Genomic DNA, 25698 nt, shown 5'->3' with positions numbered 1-25698 from the left:
TGCTGGCCAACACCCTCACCGCCTGCTGCCGCGCAAACAAACTCCCAGAACCAGAAGGCCTGACCGCCTGATAAACACGGGGGCCGGAGCGTATCCGTCGGACTGGTCCCCTTTTTTTGGCAGGCAAGGTTCCAGCCAAACCGCCCCCAGACCGCCCCATGGGAGCATGGGCAAAGCAGCCTGAATGGGTTTGACAGCTGAACAATTCATGATATCCCTGTATTCCCAGTTGGTTACAGGTGAAGACACTATTGTGTCTGACGCGTTCGGGTTGAGCTATGCTAATTCATGCACAAAAGCGGTATGACGTCTAAAATAAGTATAATCCAGAAGGCATTTTCGCCGCAGCGTGTCGTAGCGGGTTTGGTCTTTCTTCCTTTACTTGCATATGCGTTTCCACCCTTCCATGATTCTGACCTGTCATTTGGATTGCGGCTTGTATTCTGGGCCGGAGTGATGGTCCTTGCTTTGATGGTGACCGGGCTTGCCAGAAAGCTGATGCGGAAGAATCCCGTTTTCCTGAATGTTCCGGCGCGGGACCTGGCGTTTGTTACTTTGACCCTGGCATTGTTCACGCCCTCACTTTGGATGTTGGCCTGGGTTCTTTTCACCTGTGGTGGATATATGGCACCGGACGCCGAAAGGGTTGTGGTTTATGGCGCTTTGTTCGCGACTGGCTTGATGCTTGTTCAGCGCAACGATCTGAATGCTGCGGCAAGTACTGAGTCTGATCCTGAAAAACCACGCCTTGTCAAACGCTTGCCACCCGGGTTCAACGGGAAAATCTATCGCCTGACTGTTCGGGATCACAACGTAGATGTTGTCACCTCAGAAGGCACCTTCACGCTTCGGTCGCGTTTCACAGATGCAATCGCCGAGATGGAGCCTGTCCCGGGTCATTGTTCGCACCGTTCGCATTGGGTCACCGACGCATCCATTGCAAGTGTCGAAAGAGAAGGCAGCAAAACCTTTCTGAAACTGGTCAATGGCGATCTGGTTCCGGTCAGCCGGAAATACAAACCCATGCTGGAAGAGGCCGGCCTGATCTGAACCTATCGCGGCATTGGCATCAAGTGAGGAAGCGGGCCTGTGAGGATCGCCATCGCCTGCGAACCCATGAGTGCCGACAGCACATGATCCGAACTGCGCAGTCCCCCGGTAAAGGTGCCATACGCCGGAAGTATCAGGCGATGATCGTTCAGCAGAAAGGCGGGCCGTGAAATATGACGCCCCTTGATCCTGACCCGGACTTTTGGATGGTAATGGCCGGAAACTTCGCCTCGCGCGGGATCCTGCGCGATATGACGGAAAACAAGCGGACCACGGTGCCATTCGAACAGATGGGTTCCACCCAGCTCAATAGGACCGGGATCGTGGTTCCCCTCAATCCAGATCCACAGACGTCCGGACTGTAAGGTCGCGATCCTTAGCATTTCTGATTTTGGCAGCGCCCGGGCAGCCTCAAGATCATCGAAGCTGTCGCCCAGACATACAACGGTTTTGGCGTTCGTGCGCGCCAGATCATCCTTCAGGCGGTCCAGCGTTTCACGGCTGTCATAAGGCGGAAGCGAAGGCCCACCACGCCGCGCCACGCGCTCGGATTTGCCCAGATGCAGGTCCGACACGCACAGCAAGCTTTCGTCTGGCCACCAAAGCGCACCGGACGGCAAAGCACACAAGCACTGACCAGCAAACGGAAACCCAAATTCGTTCATGATACGTTCTTGGCCTGTTTCAGAGCCCGGCGCAAGCAGATCAAAGCTGTTCCAACCCCGCCGCTTGCAGCAGCCGTGCGCTTTCCTCCGCCAGAAGCCTTTCTTCGGCACTGCCTTTCACCGGCACTTTGCCAACCTCAAGAAACAGTGGTGCTGACAAGGGCGAGACACGCTCGAGCCGCACCAGATCGATTCTGTCGCCAATTCGGGCCAACATTGTTTCGATCCGACCGAAATCGACAAGCCCGCGCATGGCTTCTTCGCGGGTGATCTGCATCAATAGGTGATCGGGATCGTATTTCAGCAAGGTGTCATACAGGATATCTGACGAAAACGTAGCCTGCCGCCCGCTTTTGCGTTGCCCTGCCATGTTGCGTTCGATCAGACCCGCAATGGTGGCCGATGCACGAAACGTGCGCTTCATAACGGCGTTACCTGCCAGCCAGGTGTCCAGTCCGTCGCGCAGCGCATCGGGTTGAAGCAACGGGCGGGGATCGGTAACCGCGTCCAGACCCCAGATCAGCGTGGCATAGTCCGTGGCGACAAACCCCAGCGGGGCCAGTCCGGTTTCCTCCATCCGTTTGGTCAGCAGCAGGCCCAGTGTTTGTTGCGCGTTGCGACCAGCAAATCCGTAGACGCACAGATGTTCACGCCCATCGCTGGGAAAGCTCTCGATCAGCAGACGATCACGCTGGGGCAGGCGGGACATCTGGCGCTGCAAATCCAGCCATTCAGACGTATGAGGGGGAAGCTGTGGCCAGCCCTGTTGGGCGAACATGTTCAGGATGCGGTCGCTGAGTTGCGTTGAGGTTGCGAATTTCGTGCCCGAAAAGGTCGCAATCTTTGGCTTTCGGTCAGCACGCCGCGTGACTTCGACCACCATCTCGCGCAGTCCCTCATACCGCACGATTTGCCCGCCGATCAGGAAGGTGTCGCCGGGCGTCAGCGAGGCAGCGAATGCTTCTTCAACCTCACCCAGAGGTTTGCCGCCCCGGTTACGTTTCAGACGAACTTTGAGCGTATCCGTGTCCTGAATAGTGCCTAGATTCATACGAATGCGCGACGCGGCGCGTGGGTCGCGCAACTGCCATTGCCCGTCGGTACGCTGCTGCAACCTTTGCCAGCGATCATAGGCTTGCAGAGCATAGCCGCCGGTGGCGCAGAAATTCAGGCAGGCGTCAAACTCTGCCCGCTTCAGCTGAGCGTAAGGCCCGGCGGATGTCATCTCGGCATATAGATCATCTGCGTTAAACGGCCCGGCGCAGGCGGCAATCAGGATATGCTGGCACAAAACATCGCGCGGGCCGCGACCGCGGGGTTCCCCATCTAATTCATGGGCTTTGGCGGCCTCTAGCGCGGCGACGCATTCGACCACTTCGAAGCGATTGGCAGGCACCAAAAGCGCCTTGGAAGGTGCGTTATAGCGGTGGTTGGCCCGTCCGATCCTTTGCACCAGCCTTTTGACATTCTTTGGCGCGCCGATCTGGATCACCAGATCGACATCCCCCCAATCGATGCCCAGATCCAGCGAACCGGTGCAGACGATGGCGCGTAAGTCCCCCCGAACCATCGCCGCCTCGACCCGCTCGCGCTGTTGTCGGTCCAGACTGCCGTGATGGATACCGATGGGCAGACCGTCATCATTGGCCAGCCAAAGATTGTGAAAGAATATCTCGGCCTGGGCGCGCGTATTGTGAAAGATCAACGTGGTCTTGTGGTGCTTGATCTGCTCCAGCACAGCTGGGATGGCATAAGCCGCGCCACCACCAGACCAGGGTGGCATCTGTGGCGTTTCCAGCATTCGGATATCCGGGTCCGGGCCGGGGTCGGCCTGTACAATCTGGCAGGGATCAGGACGGCGGGCCAGAAAGCGGGCAATCGCAACAGGATCTTCCACTGTCGCCGATAACCCGACGCGGCGCAGATCGGGATTGAGGCGTTGCAGACGTGCCAGCGCCAGCATCAGCTGATCCCCTCGCTTGCTTTCAGCCAGTGCGTGGATTTCATCAACGATGATCCGCTGCACCCCTTCAAACATACGCGGCGCATCCTCGTACGAGGTCAGCAGCGCCAGACTTTCCGGTGTGGTCAGCAGGATGTGGGGCGGATCGACCCTTTGGCGTTTCTTTTGCGTGGCTGAGGTATCACCGGTGCGATCCTCGATCCGAATAGGCAGACCGATCTCATCCACCGGGGTGCGCAGGTTACGTTTGATATCCGCTGCCAGCGCCTTGAGCGGCGAGACATAGATTGTGTGCAATCCATTGTGATCAGCATCCGCAAGTTCAGCCAGCGACGGCAGAAATCCGGCCATGGTCTTGCCGCCACCGGTGGGCGCAATCAACAGTGTCGCCGGGCTGCATGCGCGGTCGAACATCTCTTGCTGATGCGGGTGGATGGACCAGCCTTTGGTGGAAAACCAAGTGGCAATCCGTGCGGGAATCTGCGTCATGAACGCAGACTACCCGCCCCGGAGTGGTAATGGCACGGCGTTATTTGACGATTTTCTCGTCTTTGACGAACATGTTGGCCCAGGCCCGGTCGATCAGTTCCGGGCTCATCTGATAGGGGATGCCTTCGAACTCGCAGATCGAGATCATCTGGTCGATCAGGAAGATCGGTTGATAGTTGGCGTAGATATTGTTGATGGTCGGGTACTTGACCTTCAGCAGATGCACCAGCGCCGCCTCATCCAGCGGCATCCCGCGTTTGCGCGCAACCATGGCGAAAATCTTCAGGAAGTTTTCCTGATTCGGGCCGTCGATCTTGATCTTGAAGAAGATCCGGCGCAGGGCCGCTTGGTCAAAGATCTCGTTCGGGTGGAAGTTGGTCGAGAAAATGACCAGCGTATCAAACGGAACTTCGAATTTCTCACCCGATTGCAGGCCCAGGATATCCTTGTTTTCTTCCAGTGGAACAATCCAGCGGTTGACCAGCGCCTGCGGCGGTTCGGCCTGACGGCCAAGGTCGTCCACGATAAAGATGCCGCCGGTGGATTTCAGCTGCAGCGGTGCCTGATAGGTTCTTGCCGTGGGGTTGTAGACAAGGTCCAGCATACTAAGCGACAGTTCGCCGCCGGTAACCACGGTCGGGCGTTCACACTGCACATAGCGTGAGTCGAACCGCTTGCGGCGGCGCAGGCTGTTCGGGTCGTCGGCTTCCTGCTCGATCGCGGTATGCACGATCGGGTCGTAGACCGTGATCACCTGACCCGCATATTCGATGGCATAGGGGACATAGACATTGTCCCCCAACGCATCGCGAATGCCGTTCGAGATGGACGACTTACCGTTGCCCGGCGGTCCATACATCAGGATCGACCGGCCTGCGCTGACCGCCGGGCCCAGATGATCCAGCAGGCTGTCGGGCAGAACCAGGTGCCCCATCGCATTGGTCAGCTGGTCGCGCGTGACCTGAATGTTGCGGATCGACTGGCGCTTGACCTGCTCGCGATAGACGTCCAGCGGGACGGGCATCGCACCGAAATACTCGGACTGGCTGAGGGCATCCAGTGCGCGGGCCTTGCCGGCATCAGTCAGCTGATATCCCATCTCGTTGCCACTGTTGGCGTTCAGCGTCCCCGTAGCCTCAAGCAGCTTTTGCTCGCGCGCGATATCGATCAGTTCCTGCGTGACTGCGCCGGGCAGACATATGGCTGCTGAAACTTCTGACACTGTGCTCGCATTCTTGCGGAATATGGTCTTCAGCAAGATGTCCCGCATCATCACCAGCGGAAGCTTCATTTCGCCTAACCCCTTCGGGGCAGGGGGGGCCATAACAGAGGAAGTCTGCATATTCATGCGCGGTGCTCGTTCGTCAAATTGTAACGCCAACTGCCCGAATAAGGGCGACTTGAAGGAAAAGTGACCCAGCTTTGTGGCGGGACAAAGGCAGCGGCAAGGCGCGCTGATGATAGTTTACGAACCGAGAACAGTACCCAGAATCAGATACATGGCCAACGATCCACCCAGTGCGAACCCCATGGGGAACTGTTTGCCCCGATCCCAGCTTTCCCAATGTGGAGCAATGGTACGCAACCTTGTGATTTTCGCCAAACGGTGCGTGACCACAGCGGCCAGAATACAGGCGGTCAGAATAAGCAGAACCAGCTTCAGATCGCCAAGCCAGACAAACGGCGCGGATGCGGCAAGAAATTTCGCGTCGCCCGCACCCATCGCTCCCGAAGCGTTCAGGAGAATGCCGAAAATCAACACCACGAGGATATGTAGAAGGTGCCAGAAATAGATCGGCATCGACACATTGATCAGCAGCAGATGGCCGCTAACCGCGCCGGTGGACCACGGCGGGATAGCAATCAGCCCGACCACGACATAAATCAGTGCCAGGGCAACTACTGCATGGTTCTTGATCCGCATCTCACGCAGATCCGTAAAGGCCACGTAAAAGCAGATCGGCAGCACAAAGGGCAGGAACCATGCCGCCGCCGCAGCGGGGATTTGCATGTGTCAGGCCTCTTCAAGTGCACGAAGCGAGCGGACCGCTTCATCGAAATGCTGCGGATGGGTGGCAATGGCCTCGCGGAACAGGTTTTTCGCGGTTTCTACGTCGCCCTGCTTGACTGCGGAAATCCCCATCGTGTTCAACAGTTGGGCCCGTTCGACCTGGGTCATTGGAACCACCGGAAGGCTGTAGTTGCCCTGCGCTGACCGGGCCAACACCAGATTGTTCTTGGCAGTGAACAGAGAGCTGTCCTGACGAATTGCGTCGGTGAACAGGCGTTCGGCTTCGGCATACTGGCCGCGGGTCAGCTTCGAGTACCCCCAATTGTTCATCACGCTGCCTGGGCGGGTGGTTAGCCCTACGGCCGTTTCATAGAAATGGTCAGCCCGCTTCCATTCTTTCCGGGAATCCGCGACCACCGCCTCAAGGCGGTAGCGTTTGAAGGTTTCGAATGTCGGGGGAACCGAATCCAGAACGGTTTTGGCCTGAGACCAGTCGCCATTTCGCACTAGCGCATCGGCGTACTCGACCTTGTCCGCGGCGTTCGTACCCTTCATTGTCGTCACGCGCTTCCACGCTGCTGCCGCTTCGGTGGTGCGTTTTGCGCGACCCAGGGATATTGCCAGCCCGCGCTGAAGGTCGATTCGATCAGGGTTTTTGAGTGCGGCACCGTGAAAATAGGTCACCGCCTCGTTCGGGTCGGCGGCATTCAACAACACATCGTTCAGGTTGGTTTCGTCAATGACGTTCACTTCCTGAAACGTACGTTCCACCTTTTCCTCTTCGGTTTCCTTTGCACAGGCCGAAAGGAACAGACCGCTGATAATAACAGTCGGAATCAAGAATTGCTGGCGCATTTTTGCGTCCTTTACTGCTCTTGCCTCGATTACTGGATCTTGCGTAGCGCGAATTGCCCGTCGCCAAGCTGCTCCAGTGTAAACTCTTGTTGTTCTTGCGGGATATTATTAACAGGATTTTCCATTTTTGCGAGCGCTAAGCGCAGATTGTCGCGGATTGCGTCACTTTCGCCATTGTCCAGCGCATAAGCCCGTTGAAAGACCTGCGCCGCTTCGGGGTATTCCTGTTTCTCCATCAGCAGAACGCCCAGATTATTCCATGCAACAGGCCAATCCGGATCGTCTTCCACGGCGCGGCGCAGCAGTTCTTCGGCCTGCCCTAAACGCCGCAACCCAAGATTGGCGGTACCCAGAGAAGTCAGGACCTGTGTCGTCATGCCCTGATCCAACGCGGCACGGGTAAAGGTATCAAGCGCCAGTTCGTATTCACCGGCAGCCATCAGCCGGTTTCCGACCTCGATATTGTCTTCTGCCTGTCCCCTGGGATCAACTCCCGGCGCATCCAGGCCGTTCGGTGACAGGCCTTCTGTGCAAGAAGCCACCATGGTGCAAACCACGGTGGCCTTAAGTATTCGGCGAAACCCGGAAGGGAAGCACCAGAATTCAGCTGTCATAGGGTTTTATCATCCTGCGCGCCCGAAAGTCGAAATGACATTCGCCGACGGACCGACCAGAATGATCAGCAGTGGCGGAACTGTCAGCATCATTGTGACAAGAGTCATCTTGGTAGGCAACTTGTTCGCAGCCTCTTCGGCCCGCATCACGCGTTTGTCGCGCATTTCAGCGGCGTAAACCCGCAATGCCTCGGCAATGGATGTACCGAAAGTCGCCGACTGGATCATCACAGTGACGAATGAGTTCACGTCCTGTACGCCGCAGCGCACTCCGAAATCGCGCAAAACAGTGTCTTTGTCCTTACCGGCTTTCATCTCGTGTGCGACGGTTTCGAATTCCTGAGCAATATCTGGGTAGGAGGATTTCATTTCACCGGACACGCGCACGATGGCCTGGTCCAGTGACTGCCCGGCCTCAACGCAGACCAGCATCAGGTCAAGCGTATCCGGAAAACCTGCGGTAATCGCCTCTTTGCGTGCTTCGACCCGGCGCGTGATCCAGTATTTCGGCGCGAAATAACCGATTGCGGCTGGCACGAATACCCGGATCATCATCTGCTGGCCGGTGAATTCCTGACCGTTTGACAGGACCGTAATCAGCAGAACACCGACAACGATACCAATGATACCAAGCGAAAACTGCGCAAAGTGAAAGAACCGGACCGCATCTTTTGACCGGTATCCCGCCTGACGCAGCTTCAGCTCAACCGCCGAATACTCTTCTTCGTTTTTCGGCTCCAGGAAAGTCGCGAATTTCTCAAGCTGCTCATTGCGGCTGGAGTTACGCAGTTGCTCTTTCTTGCTTTTTTTCGTCGCCCGGGGCGCCGCATTCGACCGCTGAAGCTTTTTCAGAGGATCTTCCGGCTGGCTCATGATCAGTGAGACAGCGACAAGAACCATGATCAGGCCAAGTACACCCACTACGATCAGGGGGCCGAACTCACCCAGGTGTTGGGTCAGCAGGTCATTGATGTTGGTCAGAAATTCCATTGTGCTGCCCTCAGACCTTGATGTTGGTGATGATCTTCATGACGATCAGGTTCAGTGTCAGCAAAATGCCGACAACGAAACACGCAGGGATGAACCAGGGGTGATCCAACACTTCGTCATAATACCCCGGATCCTTGACCAGGATGAAAATCAGACACGCAATTGGGAAGCCAGACAGGAACTTACCTGACCATTGGGCTTCGGCCGTGATCGCCTTGACGCGCCGGAACAGGCGGAACCGCGCGCGGATCACCTGTGCCAATCCAGCCAGAATTTCAGCCAGGTTACCACCGGACTGCTGCTGAATACCCACAGCAACCGCGAGGAACCGAAGATCCTGCATGTCCAGACGTTCGGCCATATCTTTGAGCGCCTCGCCCACATCGCGTCCATAGGCGCATTCATCCGCGATAATACCAAACTCGGTTCCCAGCGGATCCTGAACTTCGTTGGAAACAACCTGAATTGTCGAAACGAAAGGATTACCCACACGAAGCGAACGCACCATCAGCTCAACCGCGTCAGGCAGTTGCTCTTCGATCATGCCCATACGTTTCTTGGCCTTGTGGTTTACCCACGCGTAAACACCGCCAATACCGATGGCGATTGAAATCGCGATGCGCAGCGCCGTATCCGTCGCGGTACCAATGCTCAGACCGACAAATGCCATGGCCGAGACCAGAGCCATGATCATGATCAGCTGACGGGGTGAAAACGCAATCGCGGCTTTTTGAGCCTTGTCAGCAAGCAGCGAATACAGAGGAATGCTCTGTGATTTCATGTGCTGCTGCATTTCCTTGCGCAGCTGCTCCAGAACCTGTTCGCGCCCGGCACCCTTTTCCAGCATGTCCAGACGCCGGTTGACCCGGCTGTTCAGGCTGATGGATTTGCCGAACGCAACCAGATAGATGCCCTCGACCAGGGCAAGAACCCCCACAAAGATGGCGACATAGATGATCGCCTCCATAGGCAATTGCATACCCGGTTCTCCTACATTGTGGTTGGGTCGTAGATGGATGCGGGCAGATCAAACCCCCACAGACGGAAGCGTTCCGAATAGTGGCTGCGCACCCCAGTTGCCGTAAAGTGACCGATGATCTTGTTGTCAGGTGTCAGGCCAACACGTTGAAAACGAAAGATTTCCTGCATTGAAATCACGTCACCTTCCATACCGGTAATTTCGGTGATCGAGGTCATCCGGCGCGAACCGTCCTGCAATCGGCTGGCCTGAACGATCAGGTTCACAGCGCTTGCGATCTGGCTGCGGACGGCCTTAATGGGCATTTCGATGCCGGCCATCGCGATCATGTTTTCCAGGCGTGAAATCCCATCCCGGGCCGAGTTCGCGTGGATCGTGGTCATCGAACCGTCGTGGCCAGTGTTCATGGCCTGCAACATATCGATCACCTCGGCGCCGCGTGTCTCGCCGACGATGATGCGGTCAGGTCGCATCCGCAAGGCGTTCTTCAGACAGTCGCGCGGACTGACCTCACCTTTGCCTTCCACGTTGGGCGGTCGGCTTTCCATCCGGCCCACATGCGTCTGTTGCAGCTGAAGTTCCGCTGTATCCTCGATGGTCAGGATGCGTTCGGCATCGTCGATAAAGCTGGACAGAGCGTTGAGCGTAGTCGTTTTACCGGAACCGGTACCGCCCGACACGATAACGTTCAGTCGGGTCGACACAGCAGCTTGCAAATAGGCAGCCATTTCCTCGGTGAACGCACCAAAATTGACCAGATCATCGATACCCAGCTTGTCTTTTTTGAATTTACGAATCGAAACCAGAGACCCATCAACCGCGATAGGGGGCACCATGGCGTTGAATCGCGATCCATCGGCCAGTCGGGCGTCAACATAGGGGTTGGATTCATCGACACGACGGCCTACTGCGGACACGATCTTGTCGATGATCCGCATCAGGTGCTTTTCATCCTTGAAGGTGATGTCGCTGATTTCCAGCTTACCGGCTCGTTCCACGAAAATCTGATGCGGTCCGTTGACCAGAATATCGTTGACCGTATCGTCCTGCAGAAGCGTCTCAAGCGGGCCAAGGCCTGTTACTTCGTCATAAAGTTCTTTGTTCAGCTGCGATCGGTCGTCGCGATTCAGAACGATGTTCCTGGTTTCCAGAACTTCGCTGGCGATTGCGCTGATTTCGGCTCGTAGCTCCGCTTCGGCGGCAGTTTCCAAAGCTGCCAGGTTCAGGTTCTCCAGCAACTCGCGGTGAAGTTCGATTTTGATCTCACTCAGCCGCTCTTTGCGTTTTCGATCACGATCTGCCCCGGCAACCTCAGCCGTTTTTTTCTGAGGTTTGCGTACGACGGCCGTTGCAGCGGGGCTGGGGGCAGCTTGTGCGGCAGGTGCCGTCGTTTCGACCGGCTGCGCTGCCGCTTTGACGGGCTGCGCTGCTGGCTGTTTTTTATATCTTGAAAACACGGCGATCCCCCCTTGGGATGATGTTACGCAGCTTCAGCGCTGCTGCTGCCAAGGCTGTGAAGTGATTTGGCCAGCTTCGCGATTTCCCGGCGAAGCGGGTTCTTGGCGGCTGAATTGGCCAGCGGCAAACCATGGTCGCCACTTTGCATGACAGGTTTGCCCCCATCAGGCAGCAGCAGGTCAATTGAGATGCCAAGGCTTTCCCCCATGCGTTTCACGCGGCTTTTTCCATTCAGGTCGGTGAATTTTGGGGCCCGGTTCAGCGCAAAGCGCAGCTTGTTGAAGGGCAGTTCTTCGGCCTGCAACGCGCGCTTGAGGCGCAGGGCGTTCTGAGCCGAGCGCATATCAAGCTCGATCATTGCAAAATATACATGCGCCGCCTGCAAGACCGTTTCCGACCACAAGACCAGCGTTTTAGGCATATCCACAACCACATAGTCGAAATGCGTGCGCGCCACGTCAATCACGCGCTGGATGTCTTCGGGGGTAATCAGGTCCAATGGCACCATGTCGGATGGTGCAGTCAGAACCTGCAGTTTTTCTTCATAAGTTTGAAGAGCTTGTGAGAAAACCTCGCTGTCCATCGAATCCGTATCCGACAGCATTTCGAACACCGTCTCGCGGCGTGCCAGGTCCAGATAGGTCGAAACCGTGCCGTATTGCAGATCCAGATCGATCAGACAGACAGACGGGGCATCCTTGTCCGATGCACAGGCCAGTTCCCAGGCCAGGTTTACCGCCAAAGTCGTGGATCCCACGCCACCAGCAAGTCCCTGAACGACGAACAACGCGCCTTCCTTTGATTCGCCATTTGCCAATGGAACAGCTGCGGCTTGCGCCATGGCAACCGGATCGGGCTGCTTCATGCGTTCTACCGCTTCCTGCAATTCACCTTCCGGAAGCGGGTAGGGGACAAACTCGTCCGCACCCTTGCGCAGCAATTGGTGGAGCGAAGCAGGTGTGACGTCCTCGGCGATCAAGACGACCTTGATCTTCTTTTCCTTGGCCCGCGTGATGATTTCACCCATCAATGACAGGTTGTCTTCATCTTCCCCGTCGATTGCCAATGCAACGAATTCAAGTGCTTCGGCTTCTGGCTGGCTGAAAAAGGCCAGCGCTTCGGCAAAGCCCAGGTCGCCCCAGCGCTCGCCCAGAATGGTTTCCATGTCTTCAATCAGAAGGTCGAAATTCTGGACATCCCGGCTTATGGTGCAGGCCAGGATTGCAGAATTTTCGTCTTGCGGCGTTGCGCTGGTCATAAACACTATCCTCGTCGTGAGGGCTCAGCATGTCATATGAACGAATTCCGCCAGATTGATGTGCTGTCGCCCCAATACGGTCAAATTTGGCCGCAGGTCACCCTATTTTTCACAATGTTGCTTTGAAGTTGGGCAAGAATTGGGCGCAAAAGAACCAATTGTAGGGAAATGGGCGACGATGTCGCCCATTCTGCTTGTATTATCCACCAATGCCAGCGGCACTAGTTGGCCGTATCTGTTGTTGATACATCTTCGATCACGCTCTTCCACGTCGCACTTTCAACGTATTCGCGATAGATGATGTTGGCGTATTTGCCGTCCAGCAGCTGCGGGTGACGGTCAACAAAGCCAGAAACTTCCGTTACCGTCCGGCGGTTGCGGCGATCCCGATTCGGTGTCGCGATCAACGGCTGCGTTTTTCCAAAGGATACAACGGCTTCAAGACGTGAACGCGAGATTCCTTGCCGTTCAAGGAATGCGACTACTGCCTGTGCGCGGCGTAGACCAAGGCTCTTGTTGTAACTGGTTGATCCTACAGCATCTGTGTGTCCGTAAACCCGGAACCTGGCTTCGGGGAACTGTTTGATCCAGTCAGCCTGCTGCAACAGTATGCTTTGCGCTGATGCGTCCAGTTGCGAACTGTTGAAGGCAAAGTTCACTTGGCTGGGCACATCCGCGGCAAATCTGCGCCCAAGAATCTGAGCGTAGGTCAACTCGCCGTTTTGAACCTGGATATTGTTCAATGTCGCGTTTCCAAAGGTTCCGGCATCGATCTCATATCCGACCTCGCGCGTACATGCGGCAACGGCGACCGTAAGACCCAGTGTGATGATCCACTTCTGCATTGGTCCTATCCTCCTGATCAATCTAGGACGTAGCCGTACGAGCTGCCAAAATTCTGTTTGGCAACTTCGGATGCTCCGCCGGCTCCGGGCCGCTGTGTACGAGCAACCCGACCATTCGCGAACAGGTCAAATTCGCTGGGTGGTTTGACACGATCGGTGGGAAGGGCTAGCGCCTCGCCACGCGTCGGCGTCACCAGATGCGCCGTTATGATGACGACAAGTTCACTTTGTTCGCGCTGATAGTCAGCGCTGCGGAACAAGGCCCCCAGAACCGGCACATCTCCCAGCCACGGCACTTGGTTGACCTGGTCAACAAAGTTGTCCTGAAGCAGCCCTGCGATGGCAAAGCTTTCCCCGTCGCGCAACTCTACAGTGGTCTTGGCTTCCCGCACGATAAAGCTGGGAACGGTGTCTCCATTGATCGTGAAGTTCGTGCTGGTGTCGATGCTCGAAACCGAGGTGCCCATTTCCAGATTGATCAGGTCGCCGTCCACAACCCGCGGGATGAAGTTCATATTCACACCGAAGGCTTTGTACTCGATTGCCACGACACCGTCGTCTTGCGGCACTGGAATCGGAACCTCACCGCCAGCCAGGAACGTTGCTTCCTGTCCGGACAGGGCCGAAAGGTTTGGTTCGGCAAGGTTGCGAACAAGGCCCTTCGACTCGAGGGCTTGCAGCAGCAAGTTGACCTGAGCTGATCCGACCCCGAAGCCAAACAACAACGTACCATTTTCCACGGTGATAGGGGGAACAAGGTTCTGCGGATTGAAGCCACCGAGAAAATCAGTGCCCGCAACTGAAAGTGTTGAAGAAAGCTCTTTTGCGACTGAGCGATTCATCTCGGCAAAGCGTACTTTCAGCATCACTTGCTGCACGCCACCTACAGACATCAGGTTCGATACACGTTCGGGCGCGTAGCGTTCAGCCAATTCAAGTGCGCGGGCCAGTTTGGCGGCGCTTGAAACCGTGCCGGACAGTACGATGCCATCATTGGCGGTGCGCACTTCAATCTGCTCACTTGGCAGGATCTGACGCAGACGCTCTTTAAATTCGGTTACATCGGGCGAGACCCGGACACGTACGTTGGCAAGCAGATTTCCTGCGCCATCAAACAGTGTTAGCGTGGTCAGGCCAGGGGCCTTGCCCAAAACATAGATTGTGCGATCCGAAAGCGAAGAGATATCCGCAATGCCTGCGTTGGCAATGCTGAGCTCTGCAAACGGTTGTTCGCTTTCCACAACAATCGCGCGATTCATCGGAACTTCCAGCGTTTCCACTGTGCCCTTTTTCACCACGCGAAGGGTTTCAGCCCAGGCGGCATCGCCGACCGGGCTCATAACAAGCGACAACCCCAGCAGGGTTGCGCTGATCCAGGAACGTATTGTCATGTGACCTGCCTCTCCGATCACGCCTCGTTTTTTGGGTCTTATGCCCTATGTGCTAAGAGACTGCGCGAAATCCGAATTTATTGCAATAATCAATGGTTTCTGGAATTTTCCTTATGTGGAGAATTGGCAACAACAACAAGAAAAGAGCCGCATCTGAGATGCGGCTCCGATCTTGTAACACTCTGAATTGGCGTCAATTTGTACAGGGTATAGGCACGTTGACAATCTCTCCACCGCGTCTGATGCGCGTCGTGCAGACCTGTTCAACCTCTTCCTTCGGTTCCGGAGCGGCTGCCGTTATTCCAAGCAGTTTGCGCTGATCCACCTCGATTGCCGACGCAACAGAGTCATCCTGCACCCCAACAAGGGCCAGCGACAGCCGCCCGGTGTTCTGGGCCTGCGCGAGTGCTGCGACCTGTTCCGGCGTGGCTGCGACCGTGACTGTGCGTGCAATCGTTGCGCTTGCGACGTCCGAACCAGCGGTCTGGTCGACGGCGATCAGCTGAACGTTCGTTTCGATCAGTTTGGTGATGCCGCCAGAATTCCCTTCTACCGTCCCGCTTGACCCGGTCCAGTAGATGTCGACATTGTCGCCGGGGCGCAGGAAGCCTGAAACACCAGAGGCCACGTCCACGCTGATCGCAAAGGCGCGCATACCTTTTTCAAGACGAGAGGTCAGCCCGGCCGATTCGCCTGGCCGTGTGATCTTGACCTCCATAATCGCCTCGTCTTTTTCCATGGTCCTCAGAATATAACGCTCATTGGCGCCACTTTCGGGAAACAAGGCAGTGAGATCAGAGAACGTACCTTCGGGAATCGCGTTTTCCGGCCAGTCTACAGCGCGAATGTCTTCTTGCGTCAGGCGTTCACCGTATTTCAGAGGACGATTTGAAACGTAAACAGTTACCGTCGGGATGACATCGACTTTGGCATTGGCCAGCGCTTCTTCTGCCGCTTGTTTCTGCCGTGCCAGTTCGCTTTGATAAGCCGCAATATAGTTGCGCGCCATGTAAACGGCGCCCCCAGCCAGAGCAACGCCGACAATCAGGACAAGTCCGAATACCGCTCGCATACATGCACCTCTTTCTTATTTAGTCGGATACTAAGCGGCCAAAGGGCCACTTTGAAACAGCCCAAGTGTTAGATGTAAATTGTGTCGAAATGTGGGACAAAAATGTCTGCTTGTTAGATTCTGCGTCAGCTTTCGCACAATTCCGCAAAACGACTGCTGTCATCTCCCTGCGGCAGGCCAGACGAAGAACAACGAAACAAACGCCGCGCCCAAAAAGGTCGCCGCGATTATTTGCCCGACACGTTCACCAACAAGCTCAGGAAAGCTGGTGAATGTGAAAACTCGCTGTGGGTCAGTTGGTTCCCGCTGTTACAAGGCCACCGGGAGCGGTGTTCGAGCCGGTACTGACAACAGAGGAACTCATGGCTTGGTTGATGTTACCGCCGATACCATCAACACTTGATCTGATGACAAGGTAGGTCGCGCTTGACAGACCGATGAGCACTGCGGTCAAAACCACCCAGTCAACGGTCACCGCTCCTGCTTCGTCCGATTTGAACCGATTAAGGAACTTTAGCATCTACTTATCTCCAATACGACAATTCAGTGTTTCCTGTAACGTCGCCTAACAGTGGTTCGTTCGGATGGCGGAAATCAGGCCAAAAGTTGATTTCGGTGGAAATATCCAAGATTGCAAACTTTTTCACGGGCTCTTTTGTGCGCAAAGACCTGCAAATTGGGCGTGATCAATTCGGTGGCGCTCGCGGCGTGGCGTGCGAGGTAGGACCGTCAAACTCTATTCTTAGAGATATTGAAAGACTTCTGAACGAAAAAAAGCCGCGCCTGAATGGCGCGGCTTCAAAATCTTGCTCAAGCAGAAGCTTAGCTGCCGCTGTTGCTGCCTGCAGTTGTGATACCGCCGGTTGCAGTGTTGCTGCCGGTGCTCAGCGATGCGCCGTTCAGGGCCTGGTTCACGTCTGTTGCCAGGCCGGTCGCGCCAGCCGAGATCTGCTGGTATGCAACGGCTGCCAGGCCGATGACTGCTGCGGTCAGAACAACCCAGTCAACTGTTACTGCGCCGTCTTCGTCTTTGCGGAAGTTCTTGATGAACTTGATCATGTTACGTCCCTCCTAAAGGATCAAAAAGAGTTTAACAAACCTCGGCGTTCTTCAGAGCTTTCTCTCTCAGTCCGCTCATGTCCGTCTCGGTATGGATTAATGTTTGCCTGTTGTGCGTGGCAGGAATTGGGCCAAACACAGATTTTTTTTCGCGCGGCTTAACTTTTTAGTCACTAAATGCGTAAACCTTTGCAAATAAAAGGAAAAAAATTTCTTCGATTGGTGCGAAGTGCTCCGCAGCGGTGCAAATATACGCCAAATGAGGCGAAATTGCCCCAATTCGCTTTGTTTTTCTGGCCTTGGGCGAAGATTCGCGGTTCAAATCGCGTAAAAAGAATACATGAGGCAGGCACATGACTCTCCGGAACGCACTTCAATGCGCCGGTGTACTGGCGTTTCTACTATCTGGTGTCGCACCCGGGTCAGCGACCGAGGTTGAGCCGCGCGGAGTTTACAAGCGGATCAAGGCCCCCAAGCCGGGTGAGCGTCCTCGCGTGACCATTCAGATCACACCCGAGGAACACGCGGCCAAGCCCTCAGCCCCCAGCACAGGGGTGGAGCTGGTGGTTCCAGAAATCATAGCAAGAACCAAAGTGGTTCAGCCCACAGTGCCGGGAATCGGTGCCGCGCCTGACCCGAAAGGGTCGTACAAGGCATTCTGGGACCGCATTTCACCGCATATCGATGAAGGTGGGGCCGGGCGGCTTGATGCTGCGATTAACGCGCTGGCGGCGACGAATGTAAGATCACCCCGGCTGCAATCGCTGCAAAACATAGCAAAAGAACGCGGGATCGAGATTTTGCGGTCAACCGTGGGAACCAATGTGTCGCCAGCGCTGGTGCTGGCTGTCATTTCGGTTGAATCAGCCGGTCGCGCGGATGCCGTCAGTTCGGCCGGTGCACAGGGGCTTATGCAGTTGATGCCCGCCACAGCTGCCCGCTTTGGTGTTAAGGACAGTCTGCAACCCTCGCAGAACATCGCCGGGGGCGTGAAATACCTCAACTGGCTGATGGAAGAGTTCGGGAATGATCCGATTCTGGTTCTGGCCGGTTACAACGCGGGTGAGGGGGCTGTACGTAAACACAGCGGCGTGCCGCCTTATGCCGAAACCCGAGACTATGTCCCCAAGGTTCTGGCCGCTTTCCAGATCGCGCGGGCTTTGTGCGCGACACCGCCGGATCTGATTTCAGATGGGTGCGTGTTCCAGACCTCAAATTGAAAAAGGCCCGCCTAGATCCGGCGGGCCTTTTCTTTTGTTCAGCCGACGATTGTCGCTTCGGTCGCAGCGCGCATTTCGTCTTCACTGACACCCTCTGCCAGTTCGACGATTCTCAATCCGCCCTCGACCACGTCCAGAACGCCCAGATTGGTGATGATGCGATCCACGACACCCTTGCCTGTCAGTGGCAGAGTGCATTCCTTCAGGACCTTGCTTTCACCGTGCTTGTTGGTGTGGTCCATAACCACGATCACGCGCCCAACGCCTGCAACCAGGTCCATGGCGCCGCCCATGCCTTTCACCAGCTTGCCGGGGATCATCCAGTTTGCCAGGTCACCTTTCTCATCCACTTCCATGGCTCCCAGAATCGCAGCAGCGATTTTGCCGCCCCGGATCATCGCAAAGGATGTGGCGCTGTCGAAATAGGCAGTGCGGGACAGTTCGGTGATCGTTTGTTTGCCCGCGTTGATCAGGTCCGGGTCTTCTTCGCCCTCATACGGGAAAGGGCCCATACCCAGCATTCCGTTTTCGGATTGCAGAGTGATGTCCTTGTCGCCCACATAGTTCGCCACCAGCGTCGGAATCCCGATGCCGAGGTTCACATACATGCCGTCTTCCAGTTCCTCTGCCGCGCGTGCGGCCATCTGATTGCGGTCCCAGGGCATTATGCATCCTCCTTCTTGCGGGTGGTGCGCTGTTCGATGCGCTTTTCGTGATCGCCCTGAATGATGCGATGCACATAGATGCCGGGCAGGTGGATTTTGTCCGGGTCCAGTGAGCCGCGCGGAACAATCTCTTCCACTTCGGCCACGCAGATCTTGCCGCAGGTGGCAGCGGGCACGTTAAAGTTGCGGGCAGTCTTGCGGAATACCAGATTGCCGGTGTCGTCAGCCTTCCAGGCCTTGACGATAGCCAGATCGGCAAAAATGCCTTCCTCAAGGATATAGGTCTCGCCGTTGAAATCCTTGTGCTCCTTGCCTTCCGCAATCACGGTGCCGACGCCCGTCTTGGTGTAGAAACCGGGAATACCGGCACCACCGGCGCGCATCCGTTCGGCCAGTGTTCCTTGCGGGTTGAATTCCAGTTCCAGCTCGCCGCTCAGATACTGACGCATGAATTCGGCGTTTTCGCCGACATACGAGCTGATCATCTTTTTGACCTGCTTGGTCTGCAACAGGATGCCGATACCGAAGTCGTCCACACCGGCGTTATTCGACGCAAAACTCAGGTCCTTGACGCCCGAATCCCGGATGGCAGCAAGCAACAGTTCGGGAATGCCGCACAGGCCAAACCCGCCCGCGGCAATCAGCATGCCATCCGTCAGCACCCCATCGAGTGCCTCGGCGGCATTGGCATAGACTTTCTTCATGGAAAACTCCCCCAATGACATGGTGATGGGCAGGTTGTGCCGCCACGTTATGGGGAAGTCAATAAAACCAGAAGGTTCAGGTATTTCTACGGTAGTTCAGCTGACAATAGTGTCAGTCGGCGATCAGGATCCCACAGGCGATGCGCCCGCCAGCACCGCCAATGGGCTGGCTAATGTGATCGTCGCCAGCTTCGTGGATGATGAAAGTTGACCCGTCCGCATCCAGCAATGCATTCCCGTCACCCTCAAGCGAAACCAGGTTTGTAAAGGCCTCCATCTCGCCCACACCATCCTGTCCCACATATAGATTGGGCAGATCGCCGGGCTCGGGGCCTTCTGAGTTCAGCAGCCCATGTGCGCCTTCAACTTTGCCAACATGGCCTTGGGCCGTCTTGAACCCTTCACCGGCCTCGCAGACACCATGGCTGTGCAGGTGCAACCCGTGTTTTCCCGGCGGCAGGTCTGTGACGCGCACGTGCAGCAGAACACCATTGGGCCCTTGCGTCGCCTTCGCCTGACCAATGACGTCGCCTTGCGCGTTGATGATTGCGGCTGTGGCGGATTTGACGTGATGCGCGGCTTGGCCCTGCGTGGCAGCCGCAACGCCTATCGCCGCAACAAGAATGGCGGTTCTGAACATGTCTCAACTCCTTTACTGAACAACGCAATCCTGTATCGCGTCAGACTGTAAACACGCAGGCCGGTTCCTTTATTCAGAAACCGGCCCGCGCGCTTAGTGACATGTCCCGGTCAAACGTCCGGTTTATTCAGCCGCTTTCTTTGCTGTCTTCTTGGCGGCAGCCTTCTTTTTGGGCGCAGCCTTTTTCTTGGTGCCCTTCTTGGATGCGCGCTCATTGACCAGTTCGATGGCCATTTCCTGCGTCACGTCTTCGGGCTTGATGTCTTTCGGGATGGTCGCGTTGACCTTTTCCCATTTTACATATGGCCCGTACCGTCCGTCCAGAACCTGCATCGCGCCGCCGTCTGGATGCTCGCCCAGGTCTTTCAAGGGTTTTGCCGCCGCGCGCCCGCGTCCGCCGGGATTGGCTCGTTTCTCGGCCAAAAGCTCAACGGCGCGGTTCATACCGATTTCGAACACATCATTAGGGTCTTTGAGATTGGCATAGACCGGCTTGGCTTCATCGGCCAGCTGATGCATCAGATAGGGGCCAAAACGCCCGAAGTTCGAGGTGATCATGCCGCCTTCGGGGTGCTCACCGATCTGGCGCGGCAGGGACAGAAGCGTCAGCGCCTTGTCCAGATCCATGTCATCCTTGCTCCAGCCGCGTGGAAGCGAGGCGCGCGGAGGCTTCTTGTTCTCGGGCGTGGGTTCGCCTCGCTGGACATACGGCCCAAATCGGCCGGACTTCAGCCAGATCTCATCCCCGGCGTCTTCGCCCAGCAATTGTTCGTCGCCTTCCGCGCCTTCACCGGCGATAGGCCGCGTATAAGTGCACTCCGGATAGTTTCCGCAGCCCACGAACCCGCCGGTGCGTGAGGTTTTCAGGTGCAATTGTCCCAACCCGCATTTCGGGCAGATACGCGGGTCGGACCCGTCTTCACGCGGGGGGTAAAGCTGTGGCGCCAATGCCTCGTCCAGCTTGTCCAGCACTTCCGATATGCGCAGTTCGGATGTTTCGCCAATCGCTGCCGAAAAATCACGCCAGAACTTGCCCAGCAGATCCTTGTAGTCACGATCACCGGCGCTGACGTCATCCAGTTGCTCTTCCAGATTCGCGGTGAACTCGTATCCAACGTATTGACGGAAAAAGTTCAGCAGAAAGATGGTGACGATCCGGCCCTTTTCCTCGGGGATCAGCCGGTTCTTGTCTTTGCGCACATATTCGCGGTCCTGAATCGTGGTCACGATTGAGGCATAGGTCGAAGGACGTCCGATCCCCAACTCCTCCATCCGCTTGACCAAAGTGGCCTCGGTATAGCGCGGGGGCGGTTGCGTGTGATGCTGCAACGCCAGAACGGCTTCGTTATCGGCCATGATAGCGGCTTTGTCCGACTCGCTGGTGGCCTTGGCAAACTGATCGCGCAGCGTGGTCTTGGAAAAGCGCGCGGGGTCGCCCTCCATGATCTGTGGCAGGCGCTTTTCGTCATCATCGGCGACATCATCGCGGCCTTCCTCATAGACGCGCATGAACCCGTCGAACATTACCACCTGACCGGTGGCTCGCAGACCGACCTGACCGTCGTCACTGCCAATCTCGACCGTTGTGCGCTCCAATCGTGCTGCCGCCATCTGGCAGGCAATGGTCCGTTTCCAGATCAGATCATAAAGCTTGCGCTGATCTTCATCCGTGACCTTCAGCGCCTTGGCATCGCGCGTCATATCCGTGGGGCGGATACATTCGTGTGCTTCTTGCGCGTTCTTGGCCTTGTTCTTGTACATACGCGGGCTGTCCGGCACATATTCTGCACCGTACCGGTCCGCGATGGTGTCGCGCGTTGCCGTCACGGCCTCGGGTGCCATGTCGATCCCGTCGGTTCGCATATAGGTAATGTATCCGGCCTCATAGAGGCGCTGCGCAACCTGCATCGCATGGCGCGCGCCCATGCCGAATTTGCGGCTCGCCTCCTGTTGCAGGGTCGAAGTCATGAACGGCGCGCTTGGATTGCGCGCGGCGGGCTTGGCTTCGACCGAAGTCACACGCAGCGCGCGGCTGGTGACGGCCTGAACCGCCAGTTCGGCCTGTGTTGCGTTGGCCAGATCGTGCTTGTCCAGTTTCTTGCCCGCCAACGTGACCAGCCGCGCCTCATAGGTCTGACCACGCGGTGTCTCGAACAGGGCCCGAACCGACCAGTACTCGACCGGCTTGAACGCTTCGATCTCCATCTCACGCTCGACGATCAGGCGCAGACAGACCGACTGCACCCGACCTGCGGATTTTGCGCCGGGCAGTTTGCGCCACAGAACCGGTGACAGGTTGAAGCCAACAAGGTAGTCCAAGGCGCGGCGTGCCAGATACGCTTCGACCAGGGGCATATCGACGTCGCGCGGGTTCTTCATCGCCTCGGTCACCGCTTCTTTGGTGATGGCGTTGAAGGTCACCCGGCTAACCGGTGTGTCTTTCTTGATCGAGCGGCGCTTGGTCAGCGCTTCCTGCAAATGCCAGCTGATTGCCTCACCCTCACGATCAGGGTCGGTGGCGAGGATCAGCGCGTTGTCTTCTTTCAGCGCGTCGGCGATGGCCTTTACATGTTTGCGGCTGTCATTGCCCACTTCCCATGTCATGGAAAATCCATGGTCCGGATCGACCGATCCGTCCTTTGGCGGCAGGTCCCGCACATGGCCGTAAGAGGCCAGAACGGTGTAGTCAGGGCCGAGATATTTATTGATTGTTTTTGCTTTGGCCGGAGATTCTACAACAACTACGGGCATTTAAGGGGAAACCTCGCTCGACGAATTTGGCGCCTTTTATGGTGGTGCAAAATGTGTGGGGCAAGCGGGGATTGTCAATGCGTTCCTTTGGCAGGCGGAAAAGCGACGTGATTTCAGCGTGATACCCGCACCTGATAGCAGGCAGAGCGTTCGATTGGGCAATCTTGTTTTCCGTCCAAATCAGCCTGCCAGAGACAACAGCCCGCCCGGCTGTCGCTGGATTCGTCCGTCCAGTTCAAGGTCGACCAGCGCTGGCCCCAGATCCCCGGCCGAGGCCGCAATATCGCGCAGCAACTGGTCTTCGGCGATAGGGGAAGGTCCCAACCGCTCAAGGATTTGCGCCTGCAAGTCCAGTACGGCAGGCCGTGGCTGCATGGCGGGCGGCAGCTCGGGATTTGCAAAGACCAGATCGCCTTGCTGCGGCAGGGCTTCGACAACGTCGTCTGCCGAACGGACCAGCGTCGCACCGTCCCGAATCAAAAGGTTGCACCCGGCAGCGCGGGCGTCGAACGGATGGCCGGGCACGGCCAGAACCTCGCGCCCCTGATCCAGGGCGTCACGCGCTGTGATCAGGCTGCCGGATTTCGCGGCGGCCTCGACCACCACAACAGCTTGGGCCAGGCCCGAGATGATCCGGTTGCGGCGTGGAAAATGCCTTGCCTGAGGTGTCACGCCCATTGGCTGTTCCGACAGCCGCAGTCCCTTGGTCGCGATTTTATGCGCCAGTTCCGTGTTCTCGGCCGGGTAAATGACATCGACACCGCCCGCCATGACGGCAACAGTGCCGGTGTCCAGCGACGCCATATGCGCCGACGTATCAATGCCGCGCGCCAGACCCGAGACAATCACATGTCCCTTTTCACCCAAGGCGCGCGCCAGACCACGCGCCATCCGTGCGCCCAGCGAGGAACAGTTGCGCGCGCCCACCATCGCAATCGCCGGTTTCTGCAACAGCGACACATCCCCGATGGCCCAAAGCAAGGGCGGGGCATCGGATAGGTCGTTCAACGCGTCGGGGAAATCTGCGGACCCAAGGCACAAAAGCCGCGCTTTGGCGGCTTCTGCGGCCCTGAGTTCCGCCTCGATCACGCCGGGGGGACAGGTTTCATACCCATCTATTCCGGCGGCGCGTGCCATTTCAGGCAGCGCGGCCAGCGCGTTCTGCGCCGAGCCATGTTCACGCAGCAGCCGACGAAACGTCGCCGGGCCGACCTTGCGCGAGCGCAACAGGCGAAGCCACGAAAACCGGTCCTCTTCCGTGGTGGGTGGGAGTGGGGGGTGATTGGAAGAAAGCTGCTCTTCGGTCATCCGTTGCTCCGCCTGATTGCAGAACTGGTTTACGGGACAGGGGGTTAACAGCCTCTGAATCGCAGATAATTAGCAGCGATTTTTCTGTATTTCTCGGAGAACACACCGGTTAAGTGTCTGAAAATAAATAAAAGAACATTTTCCAACCGGCGCTCAAATCAATGGCGTCGGTTGGAGTGCTATCGAATCAAAGTGGCGCATGGTTAACCCTGCGCCTGCCTTTGCGCTTCTCTTCCGCCTCAGGCCGCCGACCCGCCGACAGTCAACCCGTCCATCAGCACTGTCGGTTGACCCACACCCACGGGCACCCATTGACCGTCCTTGCCGCAGGTGCCCATACCCGGATCCAAAGCCATATCATTGCCAAGGCCGCGGATGCGCTTCAACGCCGAAGGCCCGTCGCCGATCAGCGTGGCGCCCTTGACAGGCGCTCCGATCTTGCCGTTTTCGACACGATACGCCTCGGTGCACGAGAAAACGAACTTGCCGTTGGTGATGTCGACCTGGCCGCCGCCGAATCCAACCGCCCAGATGCCGTCATTAATATCTGCCACCAAAGCCGCCGGATCAGCGTCGCCCCCCAACATGATCGTATTGGTCATGCGCGGCATGGGTTTGTGCGCATAGCTCTGTCGCCGCCCATTTCCCGTGGGTGCAACGCCCATCAGCCGGGCGTTTTGCCGATCCTGCATGTAGCCGGTCAGGATGCCATCCTCGATCAATACGGTGCGCGAACTGGGCGTGCCCTCATCATCCACAGTGATCGAGCCGCGACGGTCGGCAATCGTGCCGTCATCCACCACGGTCACGCCCTTGGATGCAATCTGTTGCCCCATCAGCCCGGCAAAGGCCGAGCTTCCCTTGCGGTTGAAATCGCCCTCTAGCCCGTGACCGATGGCTTCGTGCAGCAAAATACCGGGCCAGCCGGGGCCAAGTGCAACCTCCATCACGCCGGCAGGCGCGGGAACCGCGTCCAGATTGACCAACGCGATGCGCAGGGCTTCGCGCGCCTTGGCCTGCCAGTCGGCCGGGTCGATCAGCCCGCTTAGGCCAACCCGCCCGCCGCCACCGGCCGATCCGCTTTCGCGCCGCCCGTCCTGTTCAACAATGACCGAGACATTCACGCGCGTCATGGGGCGCACGTCACGCACCATCACACCATCGGGTCGCAGAATTTCCACCTCCTGCACGGCGGCTGCGATCATTGCGCTAACCTGAACCACCCGCGGATCCAGGTCGCGGGCAAAGGCGTCAATCTCCCGCAGGGTTTCGATTTTCACCGGGAAGGCGGCAGATTCGATTGGGTCTTCGTCCGTGTACAAGCGCGTATTCGTGGGCCGGGGGGCTTCGGCGAGCGTTCCGCCTCCATCGCCAACCGCCAGTCGCGCGGTCTCGGCAGCACGTTTCAGCGCGGCTATCGATACATCAGTCGAATGCGCGTACCCCGCCACTTCGCCCTGAACGGCGCGCAGACCAAACCCCTCGGATGCGTCATAAGACGCGGTGCGAAGACGCCCGTCGTCAAACACCAGAGATTCGGATTTCCGACGCTCGACAAACAGCTCTCCATCCTCGGCCCCGTCCGTTGCCGAACGCAATATGGCCAGTGCTTCATCTTGCGGCAGGGCGCTCTCAAAGGGGCGAAACGGGGCTTCAGGCATGGGTAGCGACCTTTCGGGTTTGATCCAGATCAAAAATAGCGTCTGTTTGA

At 57.1% G+C, this 25698-nt stretch carries 23 protein-coding genes; 2 read left to right on the top strand and 21 right to left on the bottom strand.

What is annotated here, in order from left to right; genetic code table 11:
- Positions 1-498 precede the first annotated feature (498 nt).
- On the top strand, positions 499-1050 hold the full coding sequence (locus tag ACR0AD_RS16750) for a LytTR family DNA-binding domain-containing protein (protein WP_480488517.1): 552 nt from the start codon (positions 499-501) through the stop codon (positions 1048-1050).
- Positions 1051-1052: 2 nt separating this feature from the next.
- On the opposite strand, the gene pdeM is transcribed toward ACR0AD_RS16750, so the two are convergent.
- The 15 genes from pdeM to ACR0AD_RS16675 all read right to left on the bottom strand — a co-directional run bounded on the left by pdeM (position 1053) and on the right by ACR0AD_RS16675 (position 16699).
- Positions 1053-1715 carry a ligase-associated DNA damage response endonuclease PdeM gene (gene pdeM, locus ACR0AD_RS16745; protein ID WP_480488515.1) on the bottom strand — a complete coding sequence of 221 codons (663 nt, stop codon included), beginning with the start codon at positions 1713-1715 and terminating at the stop codon, positions 1053-1055.
- A gap of 40 nt (positions 1716-1755) precedes the next feature.
- Positions 1756-4167 (bottom strand): ligase-associated DNA damage response DEXH box helicase, encoded by a 2412-nt coding sequence (locus ACR0AD_RS16740; RefSeq protein WP_480484362.1) that lies wholly within the window; start codon positions 4165-4167, stop codon positions 1756-1758.
- A gap of 40 nt (positions 4168-4207) precedes the next feature.
- The gene (locus tag ACR0AD_RS16735; protein ID WP_209505546.1) at positions 4208-5515 is read right to left on the bottom strand and encodes an ATPase; all 1308 of its coding nucleotides are present in this window, start codon (positions 5513-5515) and stop codon (positions 4208-4210) included.
- Positions 5516-5632: 117 nt separating this feature from the next.
- On the bottom strand, positions 5633-6178 hold the full coding sequence (locus ACR0AD_RS16730) for a prepilin peptidase (RefSeq protein ID WP_480488513.1): 546 nt from the start codon (positions 6176-6178) through the stop codon (positions 5633-5635).
- A 3-nt stretch (positions 6179-6181) separates the two neighbouring features.
- Positions 6182-7033: a tetratricopeptide repeat protein gene (locus ACR0AD_RS16725; RefSeq protein WP_480488512.1), complete on the bottom strand. Its 852-nt coding sequence runs from the start codon at positions 7031-7033 to the stop codon at positions 6182-6184.
- Positions 7034-7062: 29 nt separating this feature from the next.
- Positions 7063-7647: a tetratricopeptide repeat protein gene (locus ACR0AD_RS16720; protein ID WP_480488510.1), complete on the bottom strand. Its 585-nt coding sequence runs from the start codon at positions 7645-7647 to the stop codon at positions 7063-7065.
- A gap of 9 nt (positions 7648-7656) precedes the next feature.
- Positions 7657-8637: a type II secretion system F family protein gene (locus tag ACR0AD_RS16715; RefSeq protein ID WP_480488508.1), complete on the bottom strand. Its 981-nt coding sequence runs from the start codon at positions 8635-8637 to the stop codon at positions 7657-7659.
- Positions 8638-8647: 10 nt separating this feature from the next.
- The gene (locus tag ACR0AD_RS16710; RefSeq protein WP_267363023.1) at positions 8648-9616 is read right to left on the bottom strand and encodes a type II secretion system F family protein; all 969 of its coding nucleotides are present in this window, start codon (positions 9614-9616) and stop codon (positions 8648-8650) included.
- A gap of 11 nt (positions 9617-9627) precedes the next feature.
- Positions 9628-11073 carry a TadA family conjugal transfer-associated ATPase gene (locus tag ACR0AD_RS16705; protein WP_480488506.1) on the bottom strand — a complete coding sequence of 482 codons (1446 nt, stop codon included), beginning with the start codon at positions 11071-11073 and terminating at the stop codon, positions 9628-9630.
- A 23-nt stretch (positions 11074-11096) separates the two neighbouring features.
- Positions 11097-12332, bottom strand: a complete 1236-nt coding sequence (locus ACR0AD_RS16700; RefSeq protein WP_480488504.1) for a CpaE/TadZ family protein — start codon at positions 12330-12332, stop codon at positions 11097-11099.
- Between the two features lie 221 nt (positions 12333-12553).
- Entirely contained in the window at positions 12554-13177 is a 624-nt protein-coding gene (locus tag ACR0AD_RS16695; RefSeq protein ID WP_480484368.1) for an OmpA family protein, read from the bottom strand.
- A 17-nt stretch (positions 13178-13194) separates the two neighbouring features.
- Complete coding sequence (locus ACR0AD_RS16690; RefSeq protein ID WP_480484369.1) at positions 13195-14568, bottom strand: type II and III secretion system protein family protein; 1374 nt, start codon at positions 14566-14568, stop codon at positions 13195-13197.
- 193 nt (positions 14569-14761) lie between these two features.
- On the bottom strand, positions 14762-15640 hold the full coding sequence (cpaB, locus tag ACR0AD_RS16685) for a Flp pilus assembly protein CpaB (RefSeq protein WP_480488502.1): 879 nt from the start codon (positions 15638-15640) through the stop codon (positions 14762-14764).
- 292 nt (positions 15641-15932) lie between these two features.
- A complete protein-coding gene (locus ACR0AD_RS16680) occupies positions 15933-16160 on the bottom strand; it encodes a hypothetical protein (protein ID WP_480484371.1) in 228 nt (75 codons plus the stop codon).
- Positions 16161-16462: 302 nt separating this feature from the next.
- A complete protein-coding gene (locus ACR0AD_RS16675) occupies positions 16463-16699 on the bottom strand; it encodes a Flp family type IVb pilin (protein WP_480484372.1) in 237 nt (78 codons plus the stop codon).
- 353 nt (positions 16700-17052) lie between these two features.
- On the opposite strand from ACR0AD_RS16675, the gene ACR0AD_RS16670 reads away from it, so the two are divergent.
- A complete protein-coding gene (locus tag ACR0AD_RS16670) occupies positions 17053-17919 on the top strand; it encodes a lytic transglycosylase domain-containing protein (protein WP_480488501.1) in 867 nt (288 codons plus the stop codon).
- 38 nt (positions 17920-17957) lie between these two features.
- On the opposite strand, the gene ACR0AD_RS16665 is transcribed toward ACR0AD_RS16670, so the two are convergent.
- From ACR0AD_RS16665 to tldD, 6 genes are all read right to left on the bottom strand, one after another.
- Entirely contained in the window at positions 17958-18584 is a 627-nt protein-coding gene (locus ACR0AD_RS16665; RefSeq protein WP_209505577.1) for a CoA transferase subunit B, read from the bottom strand.
- Entirely contained in the window at positions 18584-19288 is a 705-nt protein-coding gene (locus ACR0AD_RS16660) for a CoA transferase subunit A (protein ID WP_209505579.1), read from the bottom strand. Before ACR0AD_RS16660 ends, ACR0AD_RS16665 begins: the two co-directional genes overlap by 1 nt.
- 112 nt (positions 19289-19400) lie before the next feature.
- Positions 19401-19928 carry a superoxide dismutase family protein gene (locus tag ACR0AD_RS16655; protein ID WP_480488498.1) on the bottom strand — a complete coding sequence of 176 codons (528 nt, stop codon included), beginning with the start codon at positions 19926-19928 and terminating at the stop codon, positions 19401-19403.
- Between the two features lie 123 nt (positions 19929-20051).
- Positions 20052-22679: a type I DNA topoisomerase gene (topA, locus tag ACR0AD_RS16650; protein ID WP_480488496.1), complete on the bottom strand. Its 2628-nt coding sequence runs from the start codon at positions 22677-22679 to the stop codon at positions 20052-20054.
- A gap of 180 nt (positions 22680-22859) precedes the next feature.
- Positions 22860-23987: a DNA-processing protein DprA gene (gene dprA, locus ACR0AD_RS16645; protein ID WP_480488495.1), complete on the bottom strand. Its 1128-nt coding sequence runs from the start codon at positions 23985-23987 to the stop codon at positions 22860-22862.
- 239 nt (positions 23988-24226) lie between these two features.
- Positions 24227-25648, bottom strand: coding sequence for a metalloprotease TldD (gene tldD / locus ACR0AD_RS16640; RefSeq protein WP_480488492.1), 1422 nt, complete (start codon positions 25646-25648; stop codon positions 24227-24229).
- Positions 25649-25698: the final 50 nt, after the last annotated feature.

This window comes from Ruegeria sp. BH8 (assembly GCF_056538065.1).
The sequence above is the reverse complement of the archived record's forward strand: the minus strand, read 5'-3'. Positions and strand labels throughout refer to the sequence as shown.